We start from the raw sequence: 20,982 nt of genomic DNA, 5'->3' as shown, positions 1-20,982 counted from the left end.
AAAAGACGCGACCTGAAAGGCGCGTCTTTTTTTAACTCGACTCCGGGTAATGACCTTTCGAAGCGGATCAGAAAAAACGCGCGGAAACGCGCGCATCTCTTAATGGGCGTCGCTCTCGTTCTCCACCATCACTTCCTGCAGCCAGCCGCAGCGCATCTCCGGTACGGCGATCAGCAACTCGCGGGTGTACTCGTCAAGCGGCGGCGACAGCGCTTCGTCTACTCGGCCCTGACGGACTATCCGCCCCTGACGTAACACCGCGACGCTGTCCGCGACTTCCCGCACCACATGTAAATCATGCGTGATGAACAGGTAGGAGACGCCGGTTTCCTGCTGGATTCGACGCAACAGCGCCAGCACATCGCGCGCCACCAGCGGGTCCAGCGCGGACGTCGGTTCATCGCAGATAATCAGTTCCGGCTGTGCGGCCAGCGCGCGGGCGATGCAGACACGCTGCTTCTGGCCGCCCGAGAGCGACGTCGGCAGGCGACGAGCGATGTCGGCGGAGAGCCCGACCTGCTCAAGCAGCGCATTAACACGCCCGCGGCACGCTGCGGGGCCAAGATCCGTCAGGCAGACCATCGCTCGCTCGATTTGCACGCCGACAGAGAGACGCGGATTCAGCGCCATATCCGGGTGCTGGTGAATCATTTGAATAGACTGCAGCTGTCGTCGGCTACGTTTCGCCAGCGTCGCAGGCAGTGTTTCTCCCCGCAGTCGGATATCTCCTTGGCTGGGCGCCAGTAATCCGCACACAGTCCGCCCGAGCGTCGATTTGCCCGACCCGGACTCGCCGATCACCGCCAGCGTGCGCCCTCGCGCCAAACGCAGCGAAATGTCATGAAGCACCGGCTGACGCTGATAGCGCGCTTCCAACTGCACGACATCCAGCAGAACCTCGCCATCATCCGGCTGTGGCATTTTCGGTTCGCCGCGCGCCTGCAACAGCTGACGAGTGTACTCCTGCGACGGACGTGCCAGGATCGCCTCCGTCGCGCCGACTTCCACCTGCCGACCCCGGCGCAGCACCATGATGCGCTGGCTCAGCTGCGCCACCACCGCCAGATCGTGACTGATGTAAAGTGCCGCCACGCCGGTCATACGGATGATGTCGTCGATGGCTTTGAGGACGTCCAACTGGGTCGTGACGTCCAGCGCCGTCGTCGGTTCATCGAAGATAATCAGCTCTGGTCCCGCGCACATCGCCATCGCGATCATCGCCCGCTGCAACTGCCCGCCGGACACCTGATGCGGATAACGCTGGAAGAAGCTCGACGGGTCCGGCAACGACAGCTGAGCGAACAGCGTCATCGCCCGTTCGATCGCCTGCCGACGCGACATCACACGATGACGCACCGCCGTTTCGATCACTTGCTCGCCGATCTTGCGGGCTGGATTAAAGGCCGTGCTGGCTGACTGGGCAACGTAGGCGATACGGGGACCGCGCACCCGGCGCAGCTGGCGCTCAGATAACGCCGCCAGATCTGTTCCCTGAAACCAGATCTGACCGCCCTGAATCTGCATCCCGTGGCGGCAGTGACCGAGGATCGCCTGACCAATGGTGGACTTGCCCGCGCCGGACTCGCCAATCAGCCCCAGCACCTCGCCTTTTTTCAGCGAGAACGAGATGTCCTGAACCAGCGTGCTGTCACCCGCCACCACTTTTAATGCTTCGACTCGCAGCAGCTCAACCATGTCGACCTCCCTGCCAGCGACGGCCGTCGCGACTCAGCAGCCAGTCGGCCACCACGCTGAGCGATATCGCCAGCAGCGCGATCGCCGCGCCCGGCACCAGCGCGGCCCAGACGCCAAACAGAATGCCGTCTTTATTATCCCGCGCCAGCCCGCCCCAATCGGCAGTCGGCGGCTGAATGCCCATCCCCAGAAACGACAGGGCGGAGAGGAACAGCAGAATGAAAATAAAACGCAGCGCGAACTCCGCGATCAGCGTGGTCAGCGCATTCGGCAAGATTTCCCGCCACAGGATCCAGCGCATCGATTCACCGCGCATCCGCGCGGCTTCGATAAACTCCTGCGTCGCCAGATCGACCGCCAGCGCCCGCGCCACGCGCAGTACCTGAGTCGCTTCGAGCACGCCCAGCACGACGATAATGACGAACAGGCTTTTCGGGAGCAGCGCAAGCACCACCAGCGCCAGGATCAGCGTCGGGATCGCCATCAGCACATCGTTGACGCGCGAGATGATCTGATCGACCGCGCCGCCGCACACCCCGGCCAGAAAACCGAGCAGCGTGCCGAGAACAAACGCCAACGCGGCCGCCAACGCCGTCACGGTCAGCGACGTCCTCGTCCCCCAAATCAGTCGGGAAAACAGGTCGCGCCCCAAATTATCGGTGCCCAGCCATGCGCGATCCATCGGCCCTAACCATGCGCCGCCGATCACCTGATCGGCCGGGAAAGGCGCGATCCAAGGGGCGAAAACGGCCACCAGAATAAACAGGCTCAGCCCTGATAGGCCGAGTACAACGGAAGGTTTCACAGGAGGCATGTACTTTTATCCATTACCATCAAGACGATCTTGCGGGTCGCGCCGGCTCATCCGTTCGACTGCCGGGAGTGTCGTAAACGCGGGTTGGCCATCAACGCCACCACGTCCGCCAGCAGGTTCAGCAAAATATAAATGGCGGCCAGCACCAGCGCGCAGTCCTGAATCACCGGAATGTCGCGTTTGCTGATGCTATCGACCATGTACTGTCCCAGCCCGGGATAAACAAAGACGTTTTCCACAATCACCACGCCCACCATCAGGTAGGCCAGATTCAGCACGATCACGTTGATGATAGGCCCCCAAGCGTTGGGCAGCACATGGCGCCAGAGAATGCTGGAAGGCGATAGTCCTTTCAGCAGTGCGGTATCGACATACGCGGCATTCTGGGCGCTGATCAGCGCGGCGCGCGTCATGTTGCTCATATGTCCCAGCACCGCCAGCAACAGCGTCATCGCGGGCAGCGCGACGGCCGTTAAGCGGTCCGCGAACGGCATACCGTCGTTTACACTGCTGTTGCTCGGCAGCCAATAGAGCGTGATGGAGAACACTAGAATGAGCAGATAGCCCGAAAAAAACTCCGGCAGCGCCACCGCCGTTCGGGTAAACAGGTTCAGCAGTTGGTCAAGCCAGCTGCCCTGATAACGTACCGACAGAAAACCGATGATCAGCGCCAGCGGCACCGCAACTGCCGAGGTGCAGGCGGCCAGAAACAACGTATTTTCAAGCCGATAAGCCAGCACCGGTCCGACCGGCTGGCGACTGGTAAAGCTATGACCGAAGTCGCCGTGGACGATGCCCGACAGCCAGCTGAAATAGCGCGCCAACGCCGGTTGGTCCAGCCCAAGCTGAAGATTGAGCGCCTTCACGCGTCCGGCGTGGCCGTTTGCCCCAAAATGGCGGTCGCGGCATTCCCCGGCAACAGCTGGATCCCGGCGAAAATCAACGCCGACACCACCACAATCATCAGCCCGCCCGCCAGCAAACGACGCGAAATCATCGTCAGCAGCGGCCATCGGGCATTTACGCTATCAAGCACGCTCATCTTGTCTCACCTATCGGCTGGGCGATCCCTATGCCAGCCACAATTTTTCTGCGGCGCGGTTGCCGCTCAGCGGGAAGCCAGGGATTGCCGTCAGCCCTTTCACGCGTTGGCTGCAAGCGTCGAGAGAGTCGGCGTACAGCGGAATGATTTCGCTGCCCTTTTCCACCAGCATCAGCTGAATATCATGATAAATCTGACGGCGTTTCTCTTCGTTGACTTCACCACGGGCCGCCTGCACCAGTTGGTCGAACGACGGCTCTTTCCAGCCGGATTCATTCCACGGCGCGCCGCTGGTGAACACCAGCGACAGCAACGCATCCGTCGTCGGACGCATAGACCAGTTGGAAGACACGAACGGTTTCTTCATCCAGACATTGTCCCAGAACGCATCGTCCGGTACACGCTCAACCTTCAATGGAATTCCCGCGCGTTGCGCAGAGGCCTGATAGAGCTGGCCTGCATCCACCGCGCCGGGGAAGCCCGCATCGGCGACGGACAGCACCAACGGTCCGTTAAATCCGGCTTTCTGCCAGTGCCATTTGGCCTTTTCCGGATCGTACGGGCGCTGCGGAATGTCTTTCGCAAAGTAGCGGCTAGAGGGGAAGACCGGGTTATCGTTGGCGACGGTGCCATAACCGCCCAGCACCGTATCGATGATCTGCTGGCGATCGATGGCGTATTTGAGCGCCAGTCGGCCGTCCTGTGAATCGAACGGCGGCAGGCTGCCGAGGCCGGGAAACGTGAAGATCTGGCTGTCGTGCGAGCGCAGCAGCTGTAAATTCGGCATCTTCTCAATCCGGCCAACGATGCGCGGATTGACGCGGTTGATGAGGTGAGCGGAACCACTCACCAACGCCGCGACGCGGGCGGTAGAGTCGTTCATCGCCAGCGTTTCGACGGAATCGACGTGACCGCGCGCGCTGTTCCAGTGATTCGGGTTACGTTTCACCAGCGTACGCACGCCGGGCTGGAAGCTTTCCAGAATGAAAGCGCCGGTGCCGATGCCTTTATCGAACGATTCATTTTCCGGCGTGATGGCGAAATGCACGTCGCTCAGCAGCGCGACAAATTCAACGTTTGGCGCATTGAGTCGGATCGTCACTTCATGCGTACCAGTCGCTTCCAGCGCCGTGACCGGTTCCAGATAACCTTTCACCGACGAACTCGACTCGGCGCTGCGGTGGTGGTTCAACGAATAGATGACATCTTTGGCGGTCAGCGTACGACCGTCGTGGAACTGTACGCCCTGCCGAATTTTCAGTACCCAGACACGGCCACCCTCTTGGCTGTCCCAGGACTCCGCCAGCGACGGGCTGAGTTCACCGCGCTCATCGAGCTCGACCAGATTGTTGAACAGCTGGGAGCCAACGAAATACATATAGGTTTCGAACCAGAAAGCCGGATCGAGGCGATCGGTGCTGGAGGCATTATCCACGCCGACGATCAGATGACCGCCTTTCTTCGGCGTTTCCGCAGTATCCGCCCCCCAGGCGTGGCTCAGCGGCCAACTCGCCGTAGCGGCGGCGACCGAGAGCGCGCACGCGTTCTTGATAAAGTGACGACGATTCATGATGTGTTCCCCTGTTATCCCCTGCTCGTGGCGAGAGGTTATTATCGTTATAGACGCCGATCGGGATTTAGTCCCGATGCGGCAACGCCTGCGCCAGGCGGGCAATATGTTCGGGTCCGATGCCGCAGCAGCCGCCGACCAGCGTCGCGCCCTGTGCCACCCATTCGGCGGCCCACTGCTGATACCCTTCAGGGTGCGTGTCAGCACGCAGTCGACTGAGGCCGTCGTTCGCTTCGCGGCGATTATCTTCCGGCTCGAACGCATTGGCGTACACACCGATGCCCATGGTCGCGCCCTGCTCGCTTAACTGAGCGCGGGCTTCCGCGACGGCGGGAGCCATGACTTCCGGGCGGCTACAGTTGAACAGCAGATTGGCGGCGCCCAGCTCAATGGCGCCTTTAGCCGCCTCGGCGATCGTCTCACCGGAACGCAGCCGCGCTCGGCCCTGATCATCCAGCTCATCCTGCAAAGTAAAGGAGAACCACAGTTCGCGCGGATCGTCCGCCAGCAGCCGACGCACCAGCGCCACTTCCGCCAGCGAGCTTTGGGTTTCGGCCAGCCAGACATCAACGTAGGGGTCAAGCGCGTCGATCAGCACTCGCAAAAGGGGTTCAGCGGCGGCGGCGGAAAACAGGTCGGGTCGATAAGAGCCGAGCGCCGGAGGCAGAGAACCGGCGACTCGCACGGCGTGCGGCGCGGCGTCTGCCGCCTCTCGCGCCAGCTTGCCAGCCAGCGCAGCCAGTTCATGGCCGCGGCGCTGGAACTGATCGTCGCCAAGATGGAACGGGACGACGGCGTAGCTGTTCGCCGTGATGACCTGCGATCCCGCGGCGATATAGCTATCATGCACTTGCCGTACATGCTGCGGAGACTCCAGCAGCGCTAACGCCGACCACTCCGGTTGGCGGAAAGGCGCGCCAATTCGCGCCAGTTCACGGCCCATGCCGCCGTCCAGAATCAGCACGTTCTTTGACATCGTCCTTCCTTACTCAGCGAAACTGAAAAAATGGTGGCCCACCTTACAAAAAAAGTCATATAGATGTCTAGAAGCCTTGATAGCTAAAAAACCGGAGAGCTTCAACGCTCTGCGGCAGTCTCACTTTATCGCCGCCCGCCATGATCGCCGTTCCCAACGGCAATACGGGGACCCTCACATTCCCCAGGAAGCCCAAGAAGGGGTGACTCCGGCTTCGTCGCGCAGGTTGAGGGCGACATTGCGTCAGCGACGCAGCGACTCCATCCTCAAAAATGCAGGGTCGGCCAAGGCGTTTTTTTGCGAGAAACATGACGCACGCGGAGAGGAGCGAAGTCGGCCATGACAGTGAATCGCCTGAGTAAAAAAAGCGTTTAAAAAAACGGCGAACAAAGGACGGAAAACCCTATTTTTCCCATGCCTTTTTGCATATTTAAAGATGGTCTCCCCCTCCCTTGCTCACGTTTACAAAAAAGACATCATGCTATTCGTCTCTAATTTAAGCTGTTTAGAAATTTCTTTGTTCTGCATCAATCTCAGCATGAAATTGGAGATAAACCTCCCTACCAAACTCACTATAATCCGGCTGGAAAAATTCAATATATAGTGTCTATACTCAGAATAAGACCTACATATAGCGCTTATCCACAAAATCATCCACAACCCCATCAAGCCCTGATGGGCCGCGGTTGTGCCTGTGGATAACAACTGCACAGACATTAATGAGGACGCGAACGTGAAACCAGTAGTGATTAAACGGAACGGCTGTCAGGTACCTTTTGATGAAATTCGTATCCGTGAGGCGGTGGAGCGAGCCGCCAGCGCTACGGGCGTTAACGATCTCGATTTTTGCGCGACCGTGGCGGCCGCCGTCACCGAGCAGATGCGGGATCGCTCTCGCGTCGAAATCCGCGAAATTCAGGACGCGGTCGAAAACCTGCTGATGTCGAGCAACTACAAGCCTGTCGCGCGCGCCTACATCGAATATCGCCACGACCGCGACGTCTCGCGCGAACGTCAGGGTCGCCTGACGCAGGAAATTCGCGGTCTGGTTGAACAGAGCAACGTTTCCCTGCTTAACGAGAACGCCAACAAAGACAGCAAGGTGATCCCGACTCAGCGCGACCTGCTGGCCGGCATCGTCGCGAAACACTACGCTAAGCTGCATATCCTGCCGCGCGATGTGGTGCTGGCGCATGAGCGCGGGGAAATCCACTACCACGATCTGGATTACTCCCCGTTCTTCCCCATGTTCAACTGCATGCTGATCGACCTGAACGGCATGCTGACGCAGGGCTTCAAGATGGGTAACGCCGAGATCGAGCCGCCTCGCTCCATCTCTACGGCGACAGCCGTCACCGCGCAGATCATCGCGCAGGTCGCCAGCCATATCTACGGCGGCACCACCATCAACCGCATTGACGAAATTCTGGCGCCGTTCGTCGCCGCCAGTTACAAGAAGCATCAGGCCGTAGCGGAAGAGTGGAATATTCCTGACGCCGAACGTTACGCGCACAGCCGCACGGAAAAAGAGTGTTACGACGCCTTCCAGTCGCTGGAATATGAAGTGAACACGCTGCACACCGCCAACGGTCAGACGCCGTTCGTGACCTTCGGTTTCGGGCTGGGCACCAGCTGGGAGTCTCGTCTGATTCAGGAATCTATCCTGCGCAATCGCATCGCCGGGCTGGGTAAAAATCGCAAAACCGCCGTATTTCCGAAGCTGGTCTTCGCTGTGCGCGACGGCCTTAACCACAAAGCGGGCGATCCGAGCTACGACATCAAACAGCTGGCGCTGGAATGCGCCAGCAAACGGATGTACCCGGATATCCTGAACTACGATCAGGTGGTGAAGGTCACCGGTTCGTTCAAGACGCCGATGGGCTGCCGTAGCTTCCTCAACGTCTATGAAGAAAACGGCGAGCAGATCCACGACGGCCGCAACAACCTCGGCGTAATCAGTCTGAACCTGCCGCGCATCGCGCTGGAAGCCAAAGGGGATGAGGCTCAGTTCTGGAAACTGCTCGACCAGCGACTGGAACTGGCGAAGAAAGCGCTGATGACCCGCGTCGCCCGTCTGGAAAACGTGAAGGCGCGCGTCGCGCCCATCCTCTACATGGAAGGCGCCTGCGGCGTACGTCTGAAAGCGGACGACAATATCGCTGAAATCTTCAAGAATGGCCGCGCGTCTATTTCTCTTGGCTATATCGGCGTACATGAAACGATCAACGCGCTGTTCGGCAATGAGAAACACGTCTTCGACGACGAAATGCTGCGTGAAAAAGCCGTCGCAATTGTGGCGCATCTGAAAGCCGCGACCGACCGCTGGAAAGAAGATACCGGCTACGGCTTCAGCCTGTACAGCACGCCGAGCGAAAACCTGTGCGACCGTTTCTGCCGTCTGGATACCGCCGAGTTCGGCGTAGTCCCGGGCGTGACCGACAAGGGCTACTACACCAACAGCTTCCATCTCGACGTCGAGAAGAAGGTGAACCCGTACGAAAAAATCAATTTCGAAGCGCCGTATCCGGCGTTGGCGAACGGCGGCTTTATCTGTTACGGCGAATATCCCAACCTGCAGCACAACCTGAAAGCGCTGGAAGACGTCTGGGATTACAGCTACAGCCGCGTCCCCTATTACGGGACCAACACGCCGATCGATGAATGCTACGAGTGCGGCTTCACCGGCGAGTTCGCCTGCACCAGCAAAGGCTTTACCTGCCCGAAATGCGGTAACCACGACTCCTCGCGTGTTTCCGTCACTCGCCGTGTCTGCGGCTATCTGGGCAGCCCGGACGCGCGTCCGTTTAACGCGGGCAAACAGGAAGAGGTAAAACGCAGAATCAAACATCTGGCTAACGGCCAGCTGGGTTAATCCTGCTTTCTCAGCGCCTGGCCAGCAATATTGATGCTGCCGGCCGGGCGCTGACGCTTCCCGCTCATCGAGTCCCCATTCGCTCTCCCCTTGGGGATTCGAATCACACGCTGCTCAAGACAGGCCGTCTCTGGACGACCCCGGATAGGGACAACCGTGATGAATTACCTTCAGTACTACCCCGTGGATGTCGTTAACGGCCCCGGCACACGCTGCGCGCTGTTTGTCGCCGGGTGCGAACATCAATGTCCGGGTTGTTATAACAAAACCACCTGGCGGCTCAGCGCCGGTCAGCCGTTTACGCAGGTCGAAGAGGATCGGATCATCGTCGATCTGCAAGATACCGACATTCCGCGTCAGGGGATCACCCTCTCCGGCGGCGATCCCCTACATCCGCAGAACGTGCCGGACATCCTGCGTCTGGTACAACGCATCCGACGTGAGTGTACGGGCAAGGATATCTGGATGTGGACGGGCTATGTGCTGGCGGAGCTGACGCCGGAACAGCGTCAGGTGGTCGATCTCATCAACGTACTGGTTGACGGTAAATTCGTGCAGGATTTGAAAGACCCTTCGCTGATCTGGCGCGGCAGCAGCAATCAGGTCATCCATCACCTGCGTTGAGGCTTCAGCGTGATGGCAGGTCCGCGATGTCCCGTTGCCACTGCAGACAGGTCCCAAAGCTGCGCCGGTTATCGGTCATTTTCAGCTCTGTCAGCGTTAAGCGCCATAGCGGCGAACGGGACCGTCGGGCAAGGGCGAAGCGCGCATTGTAACGATCGCGTGCGGCGTGAGCCTCCGCGCCTTGCAACAGGCGAGCTTCGGCCCGAAACTGTACGCCCTGAATCAACATCTCGTTTTTCTGCTGGTCGCTGACGGTGCCCGCGACGCGCGGATAATCCCGCATCAGTTGGGCATGTCGCGTGTCCGCCGGTGTCATAATATCGAAGGCCGCGATGTCCGCGTCATAAACGTAGAAACCGTTGGCGCACCATAAATTGTCGGCATCGCCCGCGCACAGCGTCAGCACATGATGCCGACGCAGGTAACGTGTTATTGCCGCCGAGATCGCTTCTGAATTCATCCTGATGGCCTCCCTCCACTGACTAAGCGTAGCATCACTTTTCCTGCGACGGCGTGGACGCATCGTCAGTCAAAAGACGTTTTCACAACGTCAGAATGTGGCGCGGCATCCCCATTGTTACTCTCGTTCAGAATTTCCCGCCCACCTCCCCGTTCCATTGACTGCACGCTCATGAGCGCGTCGACCAAACAACCCTTCCGCCTATAATATTCACAATGAGTAATGACTTCGCCACGTCATCAATTTCGGCGAAAATGCCGGCTTTTTTCACCGACTAGCGCCTAATTTAAGGATCAATGTGTGCGGTCGGTAACATTCGGCGCAGGAAGGTATTGATTAGCTAAACCGATTCTTCTATTTTAGCGGCCGGTTTATCAATCCCAGTTAAAGAGCATAGTTATGTCACATAAAGTGTGGGTCATGGGCGATGCCGTGGTTGACCTTATTCCAGAAGGCACGGATCGTTATCTGAAATGTCCTGGCGGCGCACCGGCGAACGTCGCCGTGGGTGTGGCCCGTCTCGGCGGTGAGAGCGCATTTATCGGCCGCGTGGGCGAAGACGCCTTTGGTCGCTTCCTGCGCACGGTGCTGATCGAGGAACAGGTGGACACCGGTTTTATGCAGCTGGACCGTAAGCATCGGACTTCTACCGTACTGGTCGATTTGGACGATCAGGGCGAGCGCTCCTTTACTTTCATGGTGCGCCCCAGCGCCGACCTGTTTATTCAGTCTCACGACCTGCCTGATTTCCAGCGCGGCGAATGGCTGCACCTGTGCTCTATCGCTCTTTCTCAGGAACCTTCGCGCGGTACGGCGCTGGAAGCCATGAAGCGTATCCGCGAAGCGCAGGGTTGGGTCAGTTTCGATCCGAACATCCGTGAAGACCTGTGGGAAAATGAACAGGAACTACGTGATTGTCTGGATCAGGCGCTGTCTCTGTCCGATGCCGTGAAGCTGTCGGAAGACGAGTTCCTGTTCCTGAGCGGTACGTCCGAGATCGAACAGGGCACGGAAGCGCTGATGTCTCGTTACGGTTTGAAACTGCTGCTGGTCACCCAGGGCGGCAACGGCGTATGGCTGCGTGATAGCAAGAACCTGAAACACTTCGACGCGCCGTACGTGACGCCTGTCGACACGACGGGCGCAGGCGATGCGTTTGTCGCGGGTCTGTTGCAAGGTTTGGCGCAGCACGACGATTTGAACAACATCGCCCAATGGATGGATATCGTGGATCAGGCGCAGCGCTGCGGCGCTCTCGCGACCACCGCCAAAGGCGCAATGACGGCACTGCCTTACGCGCACCAGTTAGCCACGCCGCTTTCCTAAAACTGTCCTGTTCCCGCGTAAAAAAAAGACGCGGGAACAGGTATTTTGTAGCCAGGATCACAGATAAAGAATCGAGTTAGCAAAAACCCTTGCCAACCCCCTTACTCCCCTTTAATTTCGCTGCGCAACCGGTTTAGCAATTTAGCAAAAATAATATAGCTCAACCTAAAAAGAGAATAAAAACCATGAAACTCAAATACCTCTCTGCAACGATAGGGCTCCTTCTGTGTTCTCATTATGCCGCCGGGGCGGAAACTACCACGCTTGAAGATCGGCTCAATGCGCTGGAACAGCGCGTTCAGCAGGCCGAACTGCGCGCTCAGCGGGCGGAAGCCCGTGCCGACGCGGCGGAAAAACAGGCGCAAACGCTCTCTACCCGTACGGCTCAAATCGAACAGCAGGCTCACCAGGTAGAACAGCGCACCAGCCAAAACGAGCAGCAAACGCGACAGGTTGCGGAACGCACCACCGCGCTGGCTGACAAAAACCGTCTCGCCGATGGCTTCGAATTCCACGGCTATGCGCGATCCGGTCTGGCGATACATGACTCCGCCACCAGCAGCAAAGCGGATGTCGGTCCGGGCATGTCGCCTGCCGGCAGCGTAGGCGGCAACGTCGGCCGTCTGGGCAACGAAGACGACACCTATCTGGAACTGAAGCTGGAACATAAAACCAAGCTGGACAACGGCGCGACCACGCGTTTCAAGGTGATGATGGCCGACGGACAGCGCAGCTATAACGACTGGACGGCGGACAGCAGCGACCTGAATATTCGTGAAGCCTTCGTGGAGCTGGGCTCTTTGCCGACCTTCACCGGCGCGTTCAAGGACACCACGCTGTGGGCCGGTAAACGCTTCGACCGGGATAACTTCGATATCCACTGGCTGGATTCCGATGTTGTCTTCCTGGCTGGCACCGGCGGCGGTATCTACGATGTTCAACCCGTCGACGGTTGGAAAACCAACTTCTCCCTGTACGGGCGTAGTCTGGGCGACAACGAAGCGTTGGATAACGAAATTCAGAACTACATCGTGACCAGCAACAACTTCGTCGGCCCGTTCCAGTTCATGCTGAGTGGACTGAGAGCGAAGAATAACGATCTCACCACCAACACCGGCGCCAACAGCGCCAGCCATATCGTCAACAGCAACGCGGGCGATTCCGGCGTACACGCCGCGGTGGCCTGGCGCGGCGACAACTTCTACGGCCTACGGGACGGCAGCTCGCTGGTCGCGCTGCTGTACGGTCACGGCCTGGGCGCGGAAGTCAAAGGGATCGGTTCCGACGGCAACCTGACGCAAAACGCCGACACCTGGCGTCTCGCGACCTATGGCACCACCGCCATCAACAAGACCTGGAGCTTCGCGCCGTCGCTGATGGCGCAGAGCAGCAAAGATCGTTATGTCTCCGGAGATGACTATCAGTGGGTGACGCTCAACGCCCGCTTTATTCAGGAAATCACCCCCAATTTCGCCTTGGCGTATGAGGGTAGCTATCAGTACATGGATCTCGATCCGCAAGGCTATTTAGCACGCAATCAGGTCAGCGGCGGTTTTTACAAGCTGACCTTTGCACCCACCTTCAAAGTTGGCGATATCGCCAACTTTTTCAGCCGGCCCGAGCTGCGCGTTTTCGCCAGCTACATGGACTGGGATAAACGTCTGGACAACTACTCCAACGAAGATGCCTTCGGCTCCACCGGCTTTACGGCTGGCGGCGAATGGACCTTCGGCGTCCAGATGGAAACCTGGTTTTAATTGATTCAGCCTTTACCCGCGGCCTTCTACGGATTGCCGCGGTTTTAGCTGATGTAGTGTTGTTTGATTTATGAGGAAACTTATGGACATTAAAGCCACTGCGGCTTCTCTTCTCACCCTGCTGGGCGGGAAGGACAATATCGCCAGCGCGGCCCACTGTGCCACACGTCTGCGTCTGGTGTTAAAAGATGATAATAAGGCGGACAAAGCCGCTATCGAGAAACTGGAAGGCGTTAAAGGCTGTTTCCAAAACTCAGGGCAAATGCAGGTTATTTTCGGCTCCGGTCTGGTCAACAAAGTCCATGCCGAGTTCATTAAAGCCGCGGGCGTCAACGAGTCCAGCAAAGCAGAGGCCGCATCGGCCGCCGCCAAGAAGCTGAACCCGTTGCAGCGTCTGGCGCGTCTGCTGTCCAACATCTTCGTGCCTATCATCCCGGCTATCGTTGCTTCCGGCTTGCTGATGGGCCTGTTGGGAATGATTAAAACCTATAACTGGGTGAATCCGGATAGCGCCATTTTCATTCTGCTGGATATCTTCAGCTCCGCCGCCTTTATCATTCTGCCAATCCTGATTGGTTTTACCTCCGCGCGCGAGTTCGGCGGTAACCCGTATCTGGGCGCGACGCTCGGGGGGATTCTGACCCATCCCGCTCTGACTAACGCCTGGGGCGTCACCGAAGGGTTCAAGACCATGCACCTGTTCGGTTACGACGTCGCCATGATCGGCTATCAGGGCACCGTGTTCCCGGTGCTGCTGGCGGTCTGGTTCATGAGCCTGGTGGAAAAACGCTTGCGCAAAATCATCCCCAACGCGCTGGATATCATCCTGACGCCGTTCCTGACCGTCATCATCTCCGGCTTCGTTGCCATGATGGTAATTGGTCCTGCGGGCCGGATGCTGGGCGACGGTATCTCCATGGTACTGAGCACCCTGATCGCGCATGCAGGTTGGTTTGCGGGTCTGCTCTTCGGCGGTCTCTACTCCGTGATTGTGATCACCGGGGTGCACCACAGCTTCCACGCCATCGAGGCTGGTCTGCTGGGCAATCCGAATATCGGCGTCAACTTCCTGCTGCCGATCTGGTGTATGGCTAACATCGCTCAGGGCGGCGCCTGCCTGGCGGTTTACTTCAAAACCAAAGATGCCCGCATCAAAGCCATCGCCATCCCTTCCGGTTTCTCGGCACTGCTGGGAATTACCGAGGCGGCGCTGTTCGGCATCAACCTGCGCTTTGTGAAACCGTTCCTGGCCGCTATCGCTGGCGGTGCGCTGGGCGGCGCCTGGGTCGTGGCGAACCACGTCGGCATGACCGCCGTGGGCCTGACGGGTATTCCTGGTATGGCGATCGTAAAACCCGACTCATTTATTAGTTATGTGATCGGCATGCTGATAGCCTTTGGAACAGCCTTCGTGCTTTCACTGCTCCTGAGATACAAAACGGATAGCAAATAATGAGAGAAACCCACTTATTAAAACGTATGGCTCATGCCTTGATGTCGGCTCAATCGCGCCAGTGCTATGACCCTTACCGTCCGCAGTGGCACCTGTCACCTAATGTCGGTTTGCTTAACGATCCTAACGGATTCATTCAGCATAAAGGGCGTTACCATCTGTTTTATCAGTGGAATCCATTAGCTTGCGCCCACGGAGCCAAATTCTGGGGGCACTGGAGCTCGGTCGATCTGGTTAACTGGCGCCACGAACCCGTGGCGCTGGTGCCGTCGGAAAGTTATGAAAGCCACGGCTGCTACTCCGGCTCCGCGGTGGAAGACGACGACGGCACGCTGACGTTGGTGTATACCGGCAACGTGAAGTACGACGACGGCTCCCGTACGGCCAACCAGTGTCTGGCACGGGAAAATGCCGACGGCACCTTCGACAAGCTCGGCACCGTACTGCCGCTGCCGGAAGGCTATACCGGCCATGTGCGCGATCCGAAGGTTTGGCGTCATGACGGTAAGTGGTACATGGTGCTCGGCGCTCAGGACACCGATTTGCAGGGCAAGGTGCTGCTGTTCTCCTCCGACGATCTGCACCAGTGGCAGTCTCTGGGCGAAATCGCCGGTTCTCGCCTCGGCGGACTGGGCGATTTCGGCTACATGTGGGAATGTCCGGATCTGTTCCCGTTAGGGCAGCACGACGTGCTGATTTGCAGTCCGCAAGGTCTGGCGGCCGAAGAAGAACGCTACCTGAATATCTTTCAGGCGGGCTACTTCGTCGGCACGCTGGATTACGACCAAGGGCAGTTCACTCACGGAGACTTCCAGGAACTGGATCTGGGCTTTGAGTTCTATGCGCCGCAGACCACGATGAGTCTGGACGGCCGTCGTCTGATGTTCGGCTGGATGGCGGTTCCGGAACAGGATGAGTTCCAGCAGCCCACCCTCGAATACGGCTGGGTACACACCATGACCTGCCCGCGCGAGCTGACGCTTCAAGACGGTATGCTTTATCAGCAGCCCGCCCGAGAGTTGCAGAGCCTACGCACGCAGAAGCACGTCTGGAAAGGCGTCGCGGATTATGCGCCGGTCCTGCCTGCAGGCAGCGCGGAACTGATTGTGGATACGCAGGGCGAATTCCAGATCAATTTCGCCAACCTGATGGTGTTATGCTGGGATGGCGAATGGCTCACGCTGAGTCGTCACAACCTGCGTACGGGTGAGCCGGAACACCGTTATTGGCGCGGCGAACTGCACTACCTGCATATCCTGTGCGACCGCTCCAGCGTGGAGATTTTTATCAACCACGGTGCTGCCGTGATGTCGGCTCGCTATTTCCCACAGCAAGACGCCACCGTCAGTTTCAGCGGTTCAGGGAGGTTAACGCTGCAGCACTGGCTGTTAGCGCCATGCGTGATAGAATAGTTTCCCTTTTTTCTACCATTAAGAACGAGTGGTGAAACAAACTAAGCGCGTAACCATCAGTGATATCGCCAAGCTGGCGGGGGTTTCCAAATCCACCGCCAGTTTGGTTTTAAATGGTCGTAGTAAAGAGTTTCGCGTCTCGGACGCTACGCGCGATCGCGTTCTCGCTCTCGCTCAACAACATCGTTACCTTCCCAGCATTCATGCCCGCTCGCTTCGCTCCACCCGCAGCAACACGCTCGGTCTGGTCGTGCCGGAAATGACCAACTATGGCTTTGCGTTGATTTCTCACGAGCTGGAAATGCTGTGCCGCGAAGCCGGTCTGCAACTGCTCATCGCCTGTACCGACGAGAACCCCAGCCAGGAAATCATGGCGGTGAATAGCCTGATTCAACGTCAGGTGGACGGGCTGATTGTCGCCTCCAGCATGCTGAACGACGCCGAGTATCAGAAGATTAACCAGCAACTGCCTGTCGTACAGTTCGACCGCATGATTGGAGACTCCGACCTGCCGTTGGTGATCACCGAGTCGATCGAGCCCACGGCGACGCTGGTGGAAACCGTCGCGCGTCAGCATCAGAGCGAGTTCTATTTCATTGGCGGCCAATCCCGTATTTCACCCACCCGCGATCGACTGGCTGGTTTCCAGCGAGGGCTGGAACGCGCCGGAGTCAGCTGCCACCCGGACTGGATCATTCACGGCAACTATCGCCCCAGCTCCGGCTACGAAATGTTCGCCGAGCTCTGCGCGACGCTCGGTCGTCCCCCGAAGACCCTGTTTGTCGCCGCCTGCGGCCTGCTGGAAGGGGTACTACGCTACCTGAATCAGCACAACCTGATGAACAGCGACATCAGACTATGCAGCTTCGACGATCACTACCTGTTCGACTGTCTGCCGCTGCGCATCGACACGGTCGCGCAAGATTGCGAAACGCTGGCAAGCCGAAGCTTCGATATGATCACCGCGCTGATCGACGGTCGTGCCCTGCCCGAAAAACGCGTTTACGTCCCCAGTCGCATTCACTGGCGGCACCCTGACTCGCGCGGATAAGCTTCTTTGCCAGCGGAGCGGCCTTTCGGCACGGCACGCCTCTGACCAGATATCGCGCCTGCGGTTGAAGGGAACATCCCTTCGGCAGAGAAGGCGACAGGCGGGGTTCACAGAAATGAAAAAGCGCGGCAGAAGCCGCGCTTGAAGTACAGGATGTGGCGTAAATGATTAACGAGACACTTTCTCCATCCCCATCAACCCCACTTTGAGGTAGCCGGCGGAACGCAGCGCGTCCATCACCTGCATCATGGTCTCGTAGTCCACGCTTTTATCTGCCTGGAAATAGATGGTGTTCTCTTTATTGCCGTTGGTTTTAGCATTCAACGTCTGCGCCAGCGTATCTTGCGTGACCGGATCTTCACCCAGATAAAGCTGTTTGTCGGCTTTAATCGTCAGATAGACCGGCTTTTCACGCGGCTGAGGCGCTGCGGAAGAGGCGGGCAGGTTCACGCGAACATCGACCGTCGCCAGCGGCGCCGCCACCATAAAGATAATCAGCAGCACCAGCATGACATCGATAAACGGCGTGACGTTGATGTCATGCATTTCGCCGTTTTCGTTCTGTCCATCGTTCAGATGCATCGCCATGGCTCAACCCGCCCGTAGTTTCTGCGCCGAAGAAGACGCGGTGCTGCTTTCGCTGGCGGCGATGTCTAAATCGCGGCTCTGGAGCAGCAGCACCTGCGCCGCCACATCGCCGACCATCGCTTTGTAGCTGGTCGTAGAACGGGCGAACACGTTGTAGATCACGACCGCCGGGATCGCGGCAATCAGACCGATAGCGGTCGCCAGCAACGCTTCGGCGATGCCGGGAGCGACAACGGCCAGATTAGTCGTCTGCGTATGGGCGATACCAATAAAGCTGTTCATGATGCCCCAAACCGTACCAAACAGACCGATAAACGGCGCGATGGCACCGACGGTCGCCAGGTATCCGGTCCCACGCGACATATGACGTCCGTTGGCCGCGACGCGGCGCTCAAAGCGAAACGCGGTGCGCTCTTTGATGCCGAGGTTGTCGTCGGAACGAGCCGATAGAGAGATTTCGTCCTGCGCCTCAGCGACAAACTGTTGCGCGACGCTGCCCGCTTTGCAAAGACGCGCCATTTCCGCCGCTTCGTCCAGAGAGCGGACGTTGCTCAGCGCATCATGCTCTCGACGCAGACGGCGCTTGGCGCCGATCATCTCCGCGCTTTTGCCGAAGAAGATGGCCCAGGTCATCACCGAGGCTAGGATCAAGCCGATCATCACGATCTTGACCACGATGTCAGCGTGTTGATACATCCCCAGCACGGATAAATCCATTTGCATCAGATTGCCCGGCGCGGCCGCGTCGGGACCCGGCGGCAGCGAGAGCGGAGAGGTCGCCGCTGTATCGCCACCGTTCGTGGAGAGAGGTAAAGATGAAGGCGCGGCAAACGCATAACCGCTAAAGCCCGCCACCAGCAATAACGCCAGCAGGCTCCGGTACGCTGCGCCAATGGCGCCGCCAATCGTCCGCCGGGCTGATGAAACCTGCTGCTGCTTTCCTTTAATGTCAGCCGTATTCACGCTGTTCCTCCGCCAATCATTCAGTGCTATTCATGGGTCAAACATTTTGGTCAAAATGATACCAAAGCCAAAATTAATTGATAGCTATTCTCATTATTATTGCGCATATATCTCCATGGCAGTCGGCTCTTCTGGCCGTAACCCCGCCTTTCCTTACAGCACAATCCCCTTTTACTGCCCTTACTGGCAGCAAGAGTGTGCTTTTTAGCCTTCAGCCCGACACACTCGGTGTCAGCCATGATAACGTAAAGAGAATGGTGTTAAAGAGATAAAACCGCCGCGCTCCTCGATGACAGGAGCCATTAAGGCCGATGAGCAACAGGTGAAGCATGACGAGCAAAAAAACCGCCACAGCACTGGTATCCGCCGGAAGACAGAAGAAATTTACTCAAGGTTCAGTGAATCCCGTGATTCAGCGAGCCTCCTCCCTCGTCTTTGACAGCGTACAAGACAAGAAACAGGCGACGATAAATCGCGCCAAAGGCGCACTGTTTTACGGTCGCCGAGGAACGCTGACGCACTTCTCTCTTCAAGAAGCCATGACCGAGCTGGAAAACGGCGCGGGCTGCGCGCTATACCCTTGCGGCGCAGCGGCTATCGCCAATGCCATCCTGTCATTCATCTCCGCGGGCGACCATTTGCTGGTGACCGGCTCCGCCTATGAGCCGACGCAGGACTTTTGTAACAAAGTGCTGGGCAGAATGAATGTCAGCACCACCTACTTCGACCCGCTGATCGGCGACGGCATCGCCGAATTGATCCAACCGGAAACCAAAGCGGTATTTCTGGAATCCCCTGGTTCCATCACCATGGAAGTCCAGGATGTCCCCGCGATTGTCGCCGCCGTACGCCGCGTCAATCCGGAGATTGTCATCATCATGGATAACACCTGGGCGGCAGGCATTCTGTTTAAGGCGCTGGACGCAGGCGTGGATATCTCCGTGCAGTCCGGCACCAAGTACATCGTTGGACATTCCGACGCCATGCTGGGCACCGCGGTCGCCAATGCCCGCTGCTGGGACAGGCTGCGCGAGCAATCTTATCTGATGGGACAGATGGCGGACGCCGACAGCGCCTATGTCGCCAGCCGTGGTCTGCGTACGCTGGGCGTGCGTCTGAAGCAGCATCAGGAAAGCAGCCTGCGCATTGCGCGCTGGCTGGCGGAACGTCCCGAAGTCGACGTCGTCAATCATCCCGCGCTGCCGGAATGTAAAGGCCACGCAGCCTTCACGCGCGACTTCAGCGGCTGTAACGGGCTTTTTTCGTTTGTTTTAAAACAAAAACTCTCGTCAACGCAGTTAGCCAGCTATCTTGATAACTTCCACCACTTCAGCATGGCTTATTCTTGGGGCGGTTTCGAATCGCTGATTCTGGCAAATCAGCCAGAAGAGCTAGCCAAAATCCGACCGGCCGGCGGCGTTGATTTCAACGGCACGTTGATTCGGTTACATATCGGACTGGAAGATTGCGACGATCTGATCGAGGATCTTGCTGACGGGTTCAGAAGAATTCAGGAATCGTAAAGGTTTCTGTCTCGCTATACCCCCTGATTTCGCTGCGATTGCATGGGGAAAACGTGTATTATGGTCGTTACACAGCAGTTATAACGACAAACCCACGTTTTTCACCCTATTACGTACCCGAACCGCGGCACGGAGCAGCAATACGTTGTTCACTTCAGAGGGTTCCAGCAAAACCAGACAGGACGCAAAATGAGTGTTGTTCACGAAATAATTCAGGCGCTATGGCAGCAAGATTTCAGCGCGCTGGCCGATCCTCACGTGATATGGGTGGTCTACGGCATTCTCTTCGTTACCTTATTTCTTGAGAATGGCCTGTTGCCGGCGTCCTTCCTGCCGGGAGACAGCTTACTGTTGCTGGCGGGCGCCATGATCGCAAAAGGGGTGATGAGTTTTATCCCCACCATGGTGCTGCTGACCATTGCGGCCAGCCTCGGCTGCTGGCTCAGTTACCTGCAAGGGCGCTGGCTGGGCCATACCCGACTGGTTAAAACCTGGCTGGGACAGTTGCCGGTGCACTATCACCAACGCGCATACTCGCTGTTTCACCGCCACGGACTGGTGGCGCTGTTGATCGGCCGTTTTCTGGCGTTTATTCGTACGCTGCTCCCCACCATCGCCGGGATTTCCGGACTGAGCAATACCCGTTTTCAGGTTTTCAACTGGCTGAGCGGGCTGCTGTGGGTCTGCGGCATCGTCTCGCTGGGCTACGCCATCAGCCATATTCCGCTGGTGAAACGCTATGAAGATCAGGTGATGACCGGACTGTGCCTGCTGCCGGTCGTGCTGCTGCTTAGCAGCCTGGTCGGTATCGCCGTCATGCTGTGGCGTAAAAGACGCGTCAGCGCCTGACGCCGCC

General features: G+C 58.0%; 16 protein-coding genes and 1 pseudogene. 9 read left to right on the top strand and 8 right to left on the bottom strand.

The features are described 5' to 3' along the window. Window positions 1-99: 99 nt before the first annotated feature. From AU509_RS08945 to AU509_RS08925, 5 genes and pseudogenes are all read right to left on the bottom strand, one after another. Window positions 100-1,695: an ABC transporter ATP-binding protein gene (locus tag AU509_RS08945; RefSeq protein WP_094118168.1), complete on the bottom strand. Its 1,596-nt coding sequence runs from the start codon at window positions 1,693-1,695 to the stop codon at window positions 100-102. Beyond that, entirely contained in the window at window positions 1,688-2,509 is an 822-nt protein-coding gene (locus AU509_RS08940) for an ABC transporter permease (protein WP_027063977.1), read from the bottom strand. Before AU509_RS08940 ends, AU509_RS08945 begins: the two co-directional genes overlap by 8 nt. A 47-nt stretch (window positions 2,510-2,556) precedes the next feature. Further along, window positions 2,557-3,551: pseudogene (locus tag AU509_RS08935) on the bottom strand (ABC transporter permease). A gap of 28 nt (window positions 3,552-3,579) precedes the next feature. Further along, entirely contained in the window at window positions 3,580-5,121 is a 1,542-nt protein-coding gene (locus AU509_RS08930) for an ABC transporter substrate-binding protein (RefSeq protein WP_085651004.1), read from the bottom strand. A gap of 67 nt (window positions 5,122-5,188) precedes the next feature. Beyond that, window positions 5,189-6,097 (bottom strand): homocysteine S-methyltransferase family protein, encoded by a 909-nt coding sequence (locus tag AU509_RS08925; RefSeq protein WP_085651005.1) that lies wholly within the window; start codon window positions 6,095-6,097, stop codon window positions 5,189-5,191. Between the two features lie 733 nt (window positions 6,098-6,830). On the opposite strand from AU509_RS08925, the gene nrdD reads away from it, so the two are divergent. Together nrdD and nrdG are read left to right on the top strand one after the other, a co-directional pair. After that, window positions 6,831-8,969, top strand: coding sequence for an anaerobic ribonucleoside-triphosphate reductase (nrdD, locus tag AU509_RS08915; protein WP_085651007.1), 2,139 nt, complete (start codon window positions 6,831-6,833; stop codon window positions 8,967-8,969). A gap of 159 nt (window positions 8,970-9,128) precedes the next feature. Continuing rightward, a complete protein-coding gene (gene nrdG, locus AU509_RS08910) occupies window positions 9,129-9,593 on the top strand; it encodes an anaerobic ribonucleoside-triphosphate reductase-activating protein (RefSeq protein WP_085651008.1) in 465 nt (154 codons plus the stop codon). A 4-nt stretch (window positions 9,594-9,597) separates the two neighbouring features. On the opposite strand, the gene AU509_RS08905 is transcribed toward nrdG, so the two are convergent. After that, window positions 9,598-10,053, bottom strand: a complete 456-nt coding sequence (locus AU509_RS08905) for a YhbP family protein (RefSeq protein WP_085651009.1) — start codon at window positions 10,051-10,053, stop codon at window positions 9,598-9,600. A gap of 399 nt (window positions 10,054-10,452) precedes the next feature. Between AU509_RS08905 and AU509_RS08900 the strand changes: the two genes are divergently transcribed. The 5 genes from AU509_RS08900 to AU509_RS08880 all read left to right on the top strand — a co-directional run bounded on the left by AU509_RS08900 (window position 10,453) and on the right by AU509_RS08880 (window position 17,052). Then, window positions 10,453-11,379 carry an aminoimidazole riboside kinase gene (locus AU509_RS08900; RefSeq protein WP_085651010.1) on the top strand — a complete coding sequence of 309 codons (927 nt, stop codon included), beginning with the start codon at window positions 10,453-10,455 and terminating at the stop codon, window positions 11,377-11,379. A 185-nt stretch (window positions 11,380-11,564) separates the two neighbouring features. Continuing rightward, complete coding sequence (locus AU509_RS08895; protein WP_094118167.1) at window positions 11,565-13,136, top strand: carbohydrate porin; 1,572 nt, start codon at window positions 11,565-11,567, stop codon at window positions 13,134-13,136. Window positions 13,137-13,218: 82 nt separating this feature from the next. Continuing rightward, the gene (locus AU509_RS08890) at window positions 13,219-14,589 is read left to right on the top strand and encodes a sucrose-specific PTS transporter subunit IIBC (protein WP_085651012.1); all 1,371 of its coding nucleotides are present in this window, start codon (window positions 13,219-13,221) and stop codon (window positions 14,587-14,589) included. Further along, the gene (locus tag AU509_RS08885) at window positions 14,589-16,001 is read left to right on the top strand and encodes a glycoside hydrolase family 32 protein (RefSeq protein WP_094118166.1); all 1,413 of its coding nucleotides are present in this window, start codon (window positions 14,589-14,591) and stop codon (window positions 15,999-16,001) included. The genes AU509_RS08890 and AU509_RS08885 overlap by 1 nt, the downstream gene beginning before the upstream one ends. 31 nt (window positions 16,002-16,032) lie before the next feature. Then, window positions 16,033-17,052 carry a substrate-binding domain-containing protein gene (locus AU509_RS08880; protein WP_085651014.1) on the top strand — a complete coding sequence of 340 codons (1,020 nt, stop codon included), beginning with the start codon at window positions 16,033-16,035 and terminating at the stop codon, window positions 17,050-17,052. A 168-nt stretch (window positions 17,053-17,220) separates the two neighbouring features. Here AU509_RS08880 and exbD read toward each other — a convergent pair whose 3' ends face one another. Together exbD and exbB are read right to left on the bottom strand one after the other, a co-directional pair. Beyond that, entirely contained in the window at window positions 17,221-17,640 is a 420-nt protein-coding gene (gene exbD, locus AU509_RS08875; RefSeq protein WP_074728878.1) for a TonB system transport protein ExbD, read from the bottom strand. Window positions 17,641-17,643: 3 nt separating this feature from the next. After that, complete coding sequence (gene exbB / locus AU509_RS08870; RefSeq protein ID WP_085651015.1) at window positions 17,644-18,603, bottom strand: tol-pal system-associated acyl-CoA thioesterase; 960 nt, start codon at window positions 18,601-18,603, stop codon at window positions 17,644-17,646. Between the two features lie 329 nt (window positions 18,604-18,932). Here exbB and metC point away from each other — a divergent pair, with 329 nt between their 5' ends. Both metC and AU509_RS08860 read left to right on the top strand, forming a co-directional pair. Beyond that, window positions 18,933-20,126, top strand: coding sequence for a cystathionine beta-lyase (metC, locus tag AU509_RS08865; protein ID WP_094118165.1), 1,194 nt, complete (start codon window positions 18,933-18,935; stop codon window positions 20,124-20,126). A gap of 189 nt (window positions 20,127-20,315) precedes the next feature. Continuing rightward, window positions 20,316-20,975, top strand: a complete 660-nt coding sequence (locus tag AU509_RS08860; RefSeq protein WP_085651017.1) for a DedA family protein — start codon at window positions 20,316-20,318, stop codon at window positions 20,973-20,975. The last annotated feature ends 7 nt before the right edge of the window (window positions 20,976-20,982 follow it).

The organism is Lonsdalea britannica (assembly GCF_002111595.1).
In the GTDB taxonomy this organism is placed as follows: Bacteria; Pseudomonadota; Gammaproteobacteria; order Enterobacterales; family Enterobacteriaceae; genus Lonsdalea; species Lonsdalea britannica.
This window is presented reverse-complemented; position numbering and strand designations above follow the sequence as displayed.